Origin of the sequence: Campylobacter sp. Cr9 (assembly GCF_020138295.1) — a bacterium.
In the GTDB taxonomy this organism is placed as follows: Bacteria; Campylobacterota; Campylobacteria; order Campylobacterales; family Campylobacteraceae; genus Campylobacter_E.
Window position 1 is genome coordinate 25,366 of sequence record NZ_JACGBH010000012.1, and the last position, 12,455, is coordinate 37,820.

Below are 12,455 nucleotides of genomic sequence, written 5' to 3' on the forward strand. Positions count from 1 at the left end.
TTAACCTTAAGTTAGATTTGTTAGGCTATGATTTTAACTAATATTTTTTAATTAAGTATTATTTTAAGGAAGAAAATAATGACGCAAGAAGAATTAGACGCTTTAATGGCGGGGGGTCTTGATGATTTTGATGATGAAATCATTGATGAACCAAAAGCTAATGAAATCCAAGAAGAAGTAAAGATAGAAGATGAAGATTTAGCTTTAGAAGAAGAATACAAATCATATAGACCAGATTCAAGAAAATCATGGCCGCCACCACCACCAACAGAAGATCACAAAGTTGTAAATCAATTAGATGATGTTACTCGTGATAGCGAAGTTAAGGCTACTGAGTTACTTGAAAAAATTGAAACAATGATGGATTATTTTGCAACTGCTGAAAAGATTATAAAAACATTTAAAAAGTCAGTTCAAAATCAAGTTGATTTATTTACAACTTTAAATGAAAAGTTTCCTAATGTTAATAAATTTAGCGAAGCTTTAGAAGATTGTAAAAATCAATTATCAAGCATTGATGAAGCGTTAGATAATTTAGCTATGGGTCAAGATGAAGCTATGATGGCAATGGATGCTATGCAATACCAAGATATTCATAGACAAAAGATTGAGCGTGTTATAAATGTTATGAGAGCATTGTCTAAATATATGAATAGCTTGTTTGAGGGTAGAATTGATGATGAGAAAAGAGTTAGTAGTGCTGTTCATATTGAAGGTGATAACACGGCTGATTTAGTAACAAACGATGATATTGAAGCATTAATTGCATCGTTAGGTAAAAAATAATGATAAGACCACAAATAATTGCTCCAGCAGGTAATTTAAAAAAATTAAAAATTGCTGTAAATTATGGTGCTGACGCTGTTTATGCAGGGCTTTCATCGTTTTCTTTGCGTTCTCGTGCTGCTAAGGAATTTGATGAAACTAGCTTTGCAGAAGGTATTAAGTATGCTCATGATAGGGGTGTGCAAGTTTATGCAACTGTGAATGGTTTTCATGTAAGCGCACAAATTGAAGGGCTAAAAAGACACTTAGCATTGCTTGCTGAATTAAAGCCAGATGCTTTAATAATTGCTAGTATAGGTGCGATGAAATTAGCAAGAGAAATTGCACCAAATATTCCTATACATGTAAGCACTCAAGCAAATATTTTAAACTATGAAGATGCTTTAGTTTATAAAGAATTAGGAGCAAAAAGAGTTGTAATTGCTAGAGAATTAGGCTTAAAAGACGCTTGTGATATAGCAAAAAATGCAGATATTGAAATAGAAGCTTTTGTTCATGGTTCTATGTGTTTTGCTTATAGTGGAAGATGTTTAATCTCAGCAGTTCAAAGTGGCAGACGCTCGAATCTAGGAGCTTGTGCGAATGATTGTAGATTTCCTTATGAGTTGTATGCTAAAAACCCAGAAAACAATGCTTTATTTAGAGTTGTAGAAGATGATTTAGGAACTCATATTTTCAATTCAAAAGATTTAAAATTAGCTAATTATATAGATAAAATTATGGAAAAAAACGCCATAAATGCTTTTAAAATTGAAGGAAGAACTAAAAGTGAGTATTATGTAGCATGTGCTACTAGAACTTATAAACAAGCAGTTCTTGATACTTTAAATAATCAATTTGATGCTAAAAAATATGATGATGAATTAAATACCTTAAAATCTCGTGGTTTTACAGATGGATATTTAATGGCAAGACCTTATGAAAAAGAAGATACCCAAAATCACGAAACTTCTATAATGCAAGGAACTATGCAAGTTCATGGATTTAGCGAAAATGGTAAGAGCATTGTTAGTAAAGGTGTTATTAAAACAGGTTTTGAGTATGAAATTTTTGCACCTTTAAATGCAAAAATTGAGCTTGTTAGCAATGAAATAGGCGAAATTTATAAGCGTGATGATAAATATTTTTGTAAGTTTAAAAAACTTATAAATGAAAATAAAAAAGAATTTATTGAATTACACAGCGGTAATGTAAATGAGATTTTAAGTCCATCTTTATTACCAGAGTTTAGTTTTTTAAGAGCATAAAGGATAAAAATGCAAACATATCTTGAACTTAGTGAATTTTGTAAATTAGTTCATTTAAATGAAGAAGTTGTAATGGCTATGGTTAAAAGTGGTTCTTTAAAACATAAATATGAAAACGATAGACTTTTAATTGAAGCAAATGCAGGAACTTTTGCTATCGTTCCTGTTAAGGATAAAAACATTGAAGTTCAAGATATTGCAAATACACCAGCCGGTAATTTTATAGAAAAAACTATTGGAACTATTTTAAATCTTCACGAAAAAGTATTAGATGCAAAAGATGAAACGCTAGATGTTTTAAGGGGAGAAAATGCTTTTTTAAAGGAAGCACTTTATTCTATGCAAGAACTTTATGATGAAGATAGAAAAATAATTGATACTTTAAATGCTGAATTAAAAGACGCTAGAGAAGAGATAGAATATTTAAAGCGTAAATATAAGCTAATGTGGAATAAAGCTGTAGAAAATTATCAAAAGGATAATAAAGAATAATTAAGCTAATTTTAGCTTAATGTTTTTATTATTTATACCATTTAATAAAATATCAAAAAGAATTTGAAATAGGAATTTGAAAAATAAATTCTATAAAAACTTATATAAATTTGTTAAAAAATACCTTTTTTTATTACAATCTACATTATTATCAAAGGAGAATTAATGAAAGTACTATTAATTAAAGATGTAAAAGGCTTAGGAAAAGCTGGAGAAGTAAAAGAAGTAAAAGATGGATACGGACAAAATTTCTTAATCGGTAAAGGTTTTGCAAAAGTTGCTAGCACAGAAGTTTTAAGAAAACATGCAAGTGATGTAAAGAAAAAAGAAGAGCAAGATAGATACGAACTTGAATTAATGAATAAATTAAAAGAGAGTTTAGCTGATAAAAAAGTAATCGTTAAAAAACAATTAGGAGCTAATGGAGCATTGTTTGGTGGAGTTACAAAAGATGAAATTTCACAAGCTATTAAAGAACAATATAATCTAGAGCTTGATAAAAAAAGCATACAAGATTATTCAATAAAAGCAGAAGGCGAATACAAAGTTAGTGCGAAATTAGGTCATGGCATTGTTGCTGAATTTGTTGTAGTAGTTAAAGGTGCTTAATGTTTCACGCTACAACGATATTAGCTTATAAAGGCAAAGAGGCTTCAGTTATTGGTGGAGATGGACAAGTTACCTTTGGTAACACCGTCTTAAAAGGTAATGCTGTAAAACTTAGAAAGCTTTATGAAGGAAAGGTATTGGCAGGATTTGCAGGAAGCACTGCTGATGCTTTTACTTTATTTGATATGTTTGAAAAAATGCTTGAAAGTAAAAAAGGTGATTTAGAAAGAGCTGTTATTGAGTTTTCTAAAGAATGGAGAAAAGATAAATACTTAAGAAAACTTGAAGCTATGATGATAGTTTTAAATAGAAAACAAATATTTTTATTAAGTGGAACAGGTGATGTTGTTGTTCCGCAAGATGAATGTATTTGTGCTATTGGAAGTGGCGGAGCTTATGCGCTTAGTGCTGCAAGAGCATTACACAATCATGCAAATCTTGATGAATTAAGTCTAGTTAAAGAAAGTCTTAAAATAGCAGGAGAGATTTGTATTTATACAAATACTAATATAACTACTTATGAATTAAGGGATTAATAATGCAGATGTTACCTAAAGAAATAGTTGAATTTTTAGATGAATATGTAATAGGTCAAGAAAAAGCTAAAAAAATTATAGCAATAGCTCTAAGAAATAGATATAGAAGACTAAAGCTTGATGAAGCTATGCAAGATGATGTTGTTCCTAAAAATATTTTAATGATAGGAAGCACAGGTGTTGGTAAAACAGAAATTGCAAGAAGAATTGCTAAATTAATGGGCTTACCTTTTATTAAAGTAGAGGCTAGTAAATATACAGAAGTTGGCTTTGTTGGTCGTGATGTTGAAAGTATGGTAAGAGATCTTGCAAATGCAGCTTTAAGCTTGGTAAAAAACGAACATTTAGAAAAAAACAAAACAAAATTAAGCGAATTAGTAGAAAATAAAATATTAGAAAAATTATTACCACCTTTACCAAAAGGAGTGAGCGAAGAAAAACAAGCTGAATATGAAACAAGCTTAGAGAAAATGAAAGAGCGTTTAAGAAATAAAGAATTTGAAGATAGAGTTATAGAAATTTTTGTAACCCAACGCTCACTTGAAACAAATCCAAATTTACCACCAGAACTTGCAAGTATGCAAGAAATGGTAAAAGTTATCGGTATTGCTGATAAAAAAATCAAAAAAGAACTAAAAATAAAAGATGCTAGAAAAGTTTTAGAAAGTGAATTAACCGATAGTGTATTAGATAATGAAAGTATTAAAGATGAAGCTTTAAGAAGAGTGCAAAATGAAGGCATTATTTTCATTGATGAGATTGATAAAGTTGCAGTAAGTAGCGGTAGCTCAAATAGACAAGACCCAAGCAAAGAAGGCGTTCAAAGAGATTTATTACCTATTGTAGAAGGTAGTGTTGTAAATACAAAATTAGGTAATGTCAAAACCGATCATATATTATTTATTGCAGCCGGTGCATTTCATTTAAGTAAGCCAAGTGATTTAATCCCTGAATTGCAAGGAAGATTTCCATTAAGAGTAGAGCTTGATAGTTTAGGAGCTGATGAATTATATGAGATTTTAACAAGACCAAAAAATTCACTTTTAAAGCAATATAAAGCATTATTAGAAACCGAAGGTGTTAATTTAGTATTTGAAGATGATGCTATTAAAAAAATTGCTAAAATTGCAGCTCAAGCTAATGAGAGCATGGAAGATATAGGTGCAAGACGCTTACATACTGTTATTGAAAAATTAGTTGAAGATATTTCATACGAGTGTGATAAATATCAAGGTAAAGATTGTGTAATTGATACTAAATTAGTAGATGAAAAATTAGGCAGTATCATAGAAAATCAAGATATAGCAAGATACATCTTATGAAAAGTGGTTTTGTAAGTGTAGTTGGCAGAACAAATGCCGGAAAAAGCACTATGATTAATTCATTACTAGGCGAAAATCTTTGCCTAGTATCACATAAAGAAAATGCTACAAGAAGAAAAATGAATGTAGTCATAATGCATAAAGAAAATCAAATTGTATTAGTGGATACTCCAGGTCTTCATGAAAGCAATAAAAGTTTTAATCAATTATTAATCGAAGCAGCAAAAAAAAGTATAGATGAATGCGATTTGATTTTATTTGTTATGAGTGTTTTTGATAAAATTGATGAGTATAAAAAATTTTTAGAATTAAAGCCTAAAGTAGAGCATTTAGTGGTTTTAAATAAGGTTGATTTAATAGAGCCAGAAAAACTATTAGCAAAATTAAGTGAGTTTAATGCTTTAGAAAAAGTTCCAAATATTATTCCTTATACTTCAAAAAATAAATTTTATAAAACTAAATTATTAGATGAAATTATCAAGTATTTGCCAGAACATCCGTATTTTTTTGATCCTGAATATACAACTGATAAAAATACTAAAGATGTTATTAAAGAATTAATCATAGAAAGTATTTATCAAAATTTAAGTGATGAATTACCATATTGTTGTGAAGTTTTGATTAGTAAAGTTATAGAAAAGGATAATTCTTTAACAATTTATGCAGATATTGTTACAGATTCAGAAAATCATAAAGCAATGTTAATAGGCCGTGACGCTAATACTATTAAGCGTATAGGAATAGTTGCAAGAAAGAGAATTTCTGAATTATTTTTATTAAAAACCAATTTAAAGCTTATTGTAAAAGTTCAAAAAAAATGGTATGATAATGAGAACTTTTTGAAAAAAGTAGGCTTAAAACAATAAATTTTTAGAGGTATTTATATGGCTAAAACAGCGAAAAAAAGAGAAATAGTTGCTTATGATTCAAGCACCAAAAAACTCTATAAACTTGCTGATAATGTCCTTAGCGAAATAACAGTTAAAGAAAGAGCTAGCTCAGCTTATAATATCACTTATATGCCGGGTGATAATGTAAAGTATGTTTCTGTTGAAGTTCCTAATGGTTCTGAAGAGGATGAAATCAGTATAATTACAAATAAAACTTATGAGTTACTTGAATTGGATATAGAAAAGGAATATAAGATTTCTTATAGTATTTCTAATGCAAGTATGGGAATAAATACAGTTTATAATGTATTTGTTGTAGAAAATGAAAAAATTGAATCAGAATTTAAAGAGGTTGCAAACAAATTACAATATATTGATTATATTGATATGGAACCTCTTATGTATCAAAATTATTATACAAGTAAAATAATTGAAGGTGATGGAGTTCAAGTATTCATATATTTTCATAAAACTTATGCTACGCTTACTGTTTATAAAGATGGAGAACTAATTAATTATAAAATACTTAGCAAATTAAGTATCGATATGTTGCATAGTAGTTTTTCTCATGATTTAGGAGAAAGAATTCCTGAGCATATGTTCTTAAATGAATTATCTAAGTATGGATTTGATCATATTGATGATGCCAAAAGAGTTTCTTTAAACAAGATTTTAGGTGATGCATTTAAATTTTTAACTTCAAATTTAGCAATTATTCTAAAAACAGCTCAATTAGACAAAGCTACAATAAGTAAAGTTTTTGTTGGAACGGATATAGGATTAAGTCAAAATTTCTTAAAAAAAGTAGAAGTATTATTTGCTAATTTTAAAAACATAAATGATGATGAAATTCTTGAAATGCTTTTAAATAATAAAGTTGTAGTTGGAATTAATAGTTTAGAAGTTACAGAATTTGTTAATATCCATAAAATTAAATATGATTTATTTAAAAACATTAGAAATTTTACCGTAGAAGTTAATTCGCCTTCAGAATTTACTAGTACTCCAGAAAAGGAAGGTGGAGAATTAAGGATTAATCCTTTTGTACTATTAAGTTTTTTAAGAGCTAATGAACAATTAAAATTACCTAATGATGTATTTAATATATCAATGTTTTTAAGACCACCACCTTTTGCTAAAAGGTATTCGGGAAAATTAATCTTATCTATTCTTGCGATAGTTATTTTAGCTAGTATTTATCCTGTTTATAATTATGTAATAGGTCAATTATTAGAAATTGAAACAAAAGAGATAACAGAAAAAATACCACCAAGACAAAATGAGTATGAAAGAATTGATAATGAGATTAAGAGCTTACAAGCACAATTAAATGACTTAAGAGATAGGACTAATGAGGCAGAAAGAACTCTTTCATTTAGATACGAGCTTTTAAATAATATACATGATAAAAAGGTTAATTATTTATCAAAAGCAAATGCTTCAGTAAAATTAGCTAATATTTTAAACTCAAGCCATATTAAAGTTACAAATATTACTTTTAACGATAAAATTATTAACTTAAGATTAAAAGGAACAACTAGCGGTGTAACTGCGTTTTTAAAAGAAATAGGAGCTGATGATACTTATACAATAGAGTCTAGAGATGTGTTAATTAAGTTCTTAAATTCAGAAGATAAAGAAAAAGAATATGAAAGCAATATCGTAATAAGGATATTAAAATGAAACAAGCAAGTTTATTTGATAAAATAGATAGCTACTATGAGAAACAACCAAATAGTAATGTATTTTATATGACTATTTTTTTATTTCTTATGCTGTTTGGATATTTAATTTATGATTATACTTATGAATCATCTGAAGAATATGTAGCTACCGAAACACAAAAGTTAGATAATGCAAAAGCAGAATTGCAAAAACTTGATGATTTTATTGAGCGTGAAAGACAAAATTCACAAATTCAAAGATTAACACAAGAAATAATGAGTGTTGATAAAAGAAAGAAAGAAGTTGATGCAGAGAATTTATATTTTGATGAAAAATTAAGAGATGCTTCAAGACTTCTTTATAATCAAAAAAATTGGTCTGAATTTATGGCTAAAATTGATGATATTTCAAGAAAATATAATGTAGTTTTAGGTGATGTAAATAGCAGTGTTAATGATTTAGTAAGCCAAAAAGTTGAAGAAGTGTTTAATGTTAATTTCTCAATTGTAGGTAAATTCCAAAATATTTTACAGTTTGTAAATAGTTTAGAGCAATCAATCGATGTTGTTGATGTTAATATGCTAAAGCTTGATAAAATTAATATTAACAATGAATCAAATGAACAAACAAATAATTCTGAAGTAAAATATACTAGTGATATTAAAGCAGATATTAAAATCTCAATATGGGGGATTAAATACTAATGAAAAAAATATTTTTTATACTTATTTGCTTTCAAGCTTTATTTGCTATGACAAGAGCTGAAATAGATAAGAAATTTAGTGAATTAGTGGAAATTAGAGATACTATTGAATATAGTGAAATAGTTAAAACTAATGACCCATTTTATAAAGATAAGATTAAATCAGATGAAGTTATTACTTTTACTTTACATGCTATAGTTGATAAAAGAGTGAAAATAAATCAAAAGTGGTATGGATTAAATGATGCAATTGCAGCAGGTTATAGAGTTGTAAGTATCAATAAAGAAAGAGTAGGACTTTCTAATTCAATTAATTATATAGAACTTAATTTAAAGGATAATCAGTATGTTAAAATCAATGTTAAATAAGACAGTTTTATCTATAAGTACAGCATTAATATTATCAAGTTCTTTGAATGCAGCAGATTGTTCAAAAAGAGCTTTTGATATAAAGGTTAATAAAGAAGATACATCAGCATATGAAATTATAAATCAATTATCAAAAGTTTGTGATTTTAGTGTTGTTTATAAGGATTCTTATTCTAAGAATATTTTAAATACAAGACAAGATGGAATAAGTATTAAAAATATGCATATTAATAATGTTTTTGATTTACTTATAAAAGAACAAGGTTTAGATTATGAATTTGCAAATAATATTTTAAAAATTCAAGGTCTTCAGACAAAAACTTTTAAATTAGATTATATCACCTCAGTTCGTAAAGGTAGTGCAATTACTAAGGCAAATGTTGAATCTCAAGCTTCAAGCAGTGATAGTAGTAGTTCAAATTCTAGCTCAAGCTCTGATAGTGACAACATGATTGAGACTAAAGAAGAATTTGATTTTTGGAAAAATATAGGTAAAGAAATATCAGATATTGTTCAAAACTCAGGACAAAATATTCCTATTGTTCCGCCTACGATTAACTCAAATGCAGGTTTAATAACTGTTACTTCAAGTAATGAAATATTAGATAGAATTGAAGTATATTTAAATCAAGTTCAAGAATCACTTAAAAAACAAGTAATAATTGATGTTTCAATTATTGAAGTAAGTCTAAACAAATCACATAAAACCGGTATAGATTGGACTCAGTTTAATTTAGGTTTTGATACGACAGGATTGTTACCAGGTCAAGGAATTTCAAGCATAATTCCAAATGATGTTATCTTTGGTGGAACAGGTAGTATAAGAGATAAAAGTGCTAATTTTACAGGTTTTACTGTTGGTAAGAGTCATAATGGTAGATGGTTTGGAAAAGAAAATATAGCTTTAAATATGGGTGTTAATTTAACAGGTATGATAAATTTTCTTAAAGAAAGTGGAGATGTTAAAGTTGTTTCAAGTCCAAAAATAGCTACATTAAATAATCAACAAGCATTAATTACAGTAGGTAATACTTATAATTATAAACTTAAAGGAAGTAGCACAACAACTGATAGTGGTAGTACCGGTGATGCAGATGAAGAAAAATCAATTTTCGTAGGTATTTTATTAAATATCTTACCTGAAATATCAGATGATAATAAGATTATGCTAAGAATTAACCCAAGCATTAGTGAGTTGTTACGTCCAGAAGATTCTAGGGTAAATAGCGCTAAAGGTTATAGAGAAGTTGCACCTGATACAAGACAAAAGAAATTATCAACAGTTGTTCAAGTAAGAGATGGCGAAACTATTGTTTTAGGTGGTTTAATAACTGATTCAGATACATTTAAAAAGAATGGAATTCCTGTTTTACAAGATATTCCTTTAGTAGGTAAATTATTTGGTTCAAAAGAAAAATCTAAAGATAAAGCAGAGCTTGTATTTGTTATAACTCCGCATATAGTTGATTTTACTAAAGATAAAGAAGATATTAAAAAATCTTTAGAAGATTTAGGATATACTTTAGCAATTGATTATAAAGAAGATTTAAAACCAACTGCAACCAAAAATGTATTTAAACAAAAAGCAGAAGAATTTGATTCAGTAAATGAAGCTGAATAAAGGCTTGTTTTGAATAAATATACATTAGCAAAAGAATTATTTATAGATAATTTAGAAAGTCTTAGATTTATTAATCTTGATAAATCTAAGATTGCTTATCATAAGATTATCACTTCATTAGAAAAACCATTAAAATTAGTATTATTTTATGGAAAACCAGGTTGTGGCAAAACATTTTTATTGCATAAAATTGAAAAAGACTTGAAAGAAAAAAATAAAAAAATTATATTATTAGAGCAGCCATTTTACTCAGAATCAGGATTTTATACGGAACTACATAAAAAAATTTTTAATGAATATATTGAAATTGAAAAATATGAAGATTTTTTAAATATATTTAAATCAAAAATAACTCAAACCCCAGAAGAATTAAAATATGATGGCTATATGATAATGCTTGATGAAGCTCAAATGTATCCTAATATTTTGCTAGAAAAAATTAGATTATTATCAGATACTAGGATGTTTAAATTTTTATTTACAGTACATAAAACAATAGCAGATGAAGACATATTAGCGCAAGAGCACTTTACAACTAGAATTTGGGAAAGTATTGAGCTTAGCGAATCTAGTGAAGATGAAATTAAAACATACATAGACAAAAAATTAGAAACTTTAAAAAATGGTTTAGATAAAGGATTTTTTAATAGCAAAAATTATAAGTTCATTTATCAAATTACAAAAGGTAATCTAAGAACTGTAAATATGTTATTATATAAAGCTTTTGAAATATATGAATTTTATGAGCAAGAAAGATTTAGTGAATTTAATAACCCTAAAATTAATGAAAAAGTTTTAGAAATGGCTGCAATTGATAAAGGTTTATTACATGCTTAATTTACATGAAGTTATAGAGCTTGAAAATAAATGGCTTGCATATACAAACAAAAAAAAGAAAAAGAAATATTTTATTTTGTATGTATTGTTGGCAATTTTCTTTGTATTGATTCTTTTATCTATTATTTTTTATGCATATTCAAAAGGTGCTAGTGAACTTGAAATGAATGTTAAAAAAAGCAATCAAGAGATTAAAAGACAAATAGATGAAAAAAAAGTAAAAGTTGAAAAAGAGAAAATACTTGAAAGTAAAACAAAAATTGAAAATAAAATAATAGAACCTATAAAAGAAGAAAAGCTTGTGGTTAAAGAAAATAAAATGATTGACGATAATAGTGATGAAATTTTAACTTTAAACATTATGAATATCGATGTTAAGAATTCAACTTTAAAAAAATCTCAAGAAACACCACAAAAGCAGATAATAAAAGCAATACCTAAAATAGTAAATACAGGTAATATTGTAATTACTGATTTGAATACAAAAACATTAGATGCTAAAGAAGAATTAAATGATTTAGAATACTTAAAACTTAAATTTGCAGAGACAAATAGCATTTATTTTGCATTAGATATTGCAAATACATATTATTCTAAGGCTAAGTATAAGGATGCAAGAGATTGGGCTTTAACAGCAAATAAAATTAATCCTAAAAATGATGATAGCTGGATATTATTTGCTAAATCAAGTTACAAATTAGGTTTTAAAGAACAAGCTATTAATTCTTTAAATAATTATTTAAAAAATAGTAATTCTAAAAAAATAAAAGATGCTTTAGATTTAATCAAAAAAGGTCAATTATGAAAAAATTTTTATTCTTAATAATAGCTATTCAAAGCTTTGCTATTAATATTGCTGATATTAATAAAGCAATTGCAAATAAAGAATATTCAAAAGTGTGTAATAATTCAATTTATGATATAGCTATAAAAAATAAAGATGATGGTTTATTAAATTTATATGCCATTGCTTGTTTAAAGTCTGATTATATAAATAAATTATCAGCAGTAATTATAGCTTTAAGAAATTCTAAAGAAGCAAGAGCTAATGCTGTGTATTATTCTACAATTTTGTATAAGAAAAAATTATTACATTCTGCCTTGGTAGATGGTTTAAATATAAATGCTATTAAATTACCTAAATGTGATTATATTTTATCAGATATTTACGATGATTATATTAGTCAAAATTATACTAAACAAGATGATAAATATATTTTTAGCTATAATGATAAAATATATGAACTAAGTTTAAAAGAAGATAAGCCATTTACAAAAATGGTTGTTAAAATAAAAAGTTTAAATAATGAAATTTTAGATGTGAAAGAGTACTGGTAATGGAATTTGTAGATCGTTTAGGAGTTTTAGTTTATAGAAG

General features: G+C 26.9%; 14 protein-coding genes. All 14 read left to right on the forward strand.

Translation table 11 applies throughout. The features are described from left to right. Positions 1 to 78: 78 nt before the first annotated feature. The 14 genes from AVANS14531_RS06850 to AVANS14531_RS06915 all read left to right on the forward strand — a co-directional run bounded on the left by AVANS14531_RS06850 (position 79) and on the right by AVANS14531_RS06915 (position 12,415). The gene (locus AVANS14531_RS06850) at positions 79 to 786 is read left to right on the forward strand and encodes a chemotaxis protein (protein WP_336611815.1); all 708 of its coding nucleotides are present in this window, start codon (positions 79 to 81) and stop codon (positions 784 to 786) included. Next, positions 786 to 2,033, forward strand: coding sequence for a peptidase U32 family protein (locus AVANS14531_RS06855; RefSeq protein WP_336611816.1), 1,248 nt, complete (start codon positions 786 to 788; stop codon positions 2,031 to 2,033). The genes AVANS14531_RS06850 and AVANS14531_RS06855 overlap by 1 nt, the downstream gene beginning before the upstream one ends. A 9-nt stretch (positions 2,034 to 2,042) precedes the next feature. Beyond that, positions 2,043 to 2,525 carry a DUF3972 domain-containing protein gene (locus AVANS14531_RS06860; RefSeq protein WP_239817026.1) on the forward strand — a complete coding sequence of 161 codons (483 nt, stop codon included), beginning with the start codon at positions 2,043 to 2,045 and terminating at the stop codon, positions 2,523 to 2,525. Between the two features lie 165 nt (positions 2,526 to 2,690). Next, positions 2,691 to 3,134: a 50S ribosomal protein L9 gene (gene rplI, locus AVANS14531_RS06865; protein ID WP_239817025.1), complete on the forward strand. Its 444-nt coding sequence runs from the start codon at positions 2,691 to 2,693 to the stop codon at positions 3,132 to 3,134. Continuing rightward, the gene (gene hslV, locus AVANS14531_RS06870; protein ID WP_239817024.1) at positions 3,134 to 3,670 is read left to right on the forward strand and encodes an ATP-dependent protease subunit HslV; all 537 of its coding nucleotides are present in this window, start codon (positions 3,134 to 3,136) and stop codon (positions 3,668 to 3,670) included. Before rplI ends, hslV begins: the two co-directional genes overlap by 1 nt. Positions 3,671 to 3,672: 2 nt before the next feature. After that, positions 3,673 to 4,992 (forward strand): HslU--HslV peptidase ATPase subunit, encoded by a 1,320-nt coding sequence (hslU, locus tag AVANS14531_RS06875; protein WP_336611817.1) that lies wholly within the window; start codon positions 3,673 to 3,675, stop codon positions 4,990 to 4,992. After that, complete coding sequence (gene era, locus AVANS14531_RS06880) at positions 4,989 to 5,858, forward strand: GTPase Era (protein WP_336611818.1); 870 nt, start codon at positions 4,989 to 4,991, stop codon at positions 5,856 to 5,858. Before hslU ends, era begins: the two co-directional genes overlap by 4 nt. Before the next feature lie 18 nt (positions 5,859 to 5,876). Continuing rightward, positions 5,877 to 7,565, forward strand: a complete 1,689-nt coding sequence (locus AVANS14531_RS06885) for a hypothetical protein (protein WP_239817021.1) — start codon at positions 5,877 to 5,879, stop codon at positions 7,563 to 7,565. Further along, on the forward strand, positions 7,562 to 8,251 hold the full coding sequence (locus tag AVANS14531_RS06890) for a hypothetical protein (RefSeq protein WP_239817020.1): 690 nt from the start codon (positions 7,562 to 7,564) through the stop codon (positions 8,249 to 8,251). The genes AVANS14531_RS06885 and AVANS14531_RS06890 overlap by 4 nt, the downstream gene beginning before the upstream one ends. Then, the gene (locus tag AVANS14531_RS06895) at positions 8,251 to 8,619 is read left to right on the forward strand and encodes a hypothetical protein (RefSeq protein ID WP_336611819.1); all 369 of its coding nucleotides are present in this window, start codon (positions 8,251 to 8,253) and stop codon (positions 8,617 to 8,619) included. Before AVANS14531_RS06890 ends, AVANS14531_RS06895 begins: the two co-directional genes overlap by 1 nt. Beyond that, complete coding sequence (mshL, locus tag AVANS14531_RS06900; protein ID WP_336611820.1) at positions 8,597 to 10,240, forward strand: pilus (MSHA type) biogenesis protein MshL; 1,644 nt, start codon at positions 8,597 to 8,599, stop codon at positions 10,238 to 10,240. Before AVANS14531_RS06895 ends, mshL begins: the two co-directional genes overlap by 23 nt. A 9-nt stretch (positions 10,241 to 10,249) precedes the next feature. After that, positions 10,250 to 11,077 (forward strand): ATP-binding protein, encoded by an 828-nt coding sequence (locus tag AVANS14531_RS06905; RefSeq protein WP_336611821.1) that lies wholly within the window; start codon positions 10,250 to 10,252, stop codon positions 11,075 to 11,077. Continuing rightward, complete coding sequence (locus AVANS14531_RS06910; RefSeq protein WP_336611822.1) at positions 11,070 to 11,882, forward strand: CDC27 family protein; 813 nt, start codon at positions 11,070 to 11,072, stop codon at positions 11,880 to 11,882. The genes AVANS14531_RS06905 and AVANS14531_RS06910 overlap by 8 nt, the downstream gene beginning before the upstream one ends. Beyond that, entirely contained in the window at positions 11,879 to 12,415 is a 537-nt protein-coding gene (locus AVANS14531_RS06915) for a hypothetical protein (protein ID WP_239817015.1), read from the forward strand. The genes AVANS14531_RS06910 and AVANS14531_RS06915 overlap by 4 nt, the downstream gene beginning before the upstream one ends. The last annotated feature ends 40 nt before the right edge of the window (positions 12,416 to 12,455 follow it).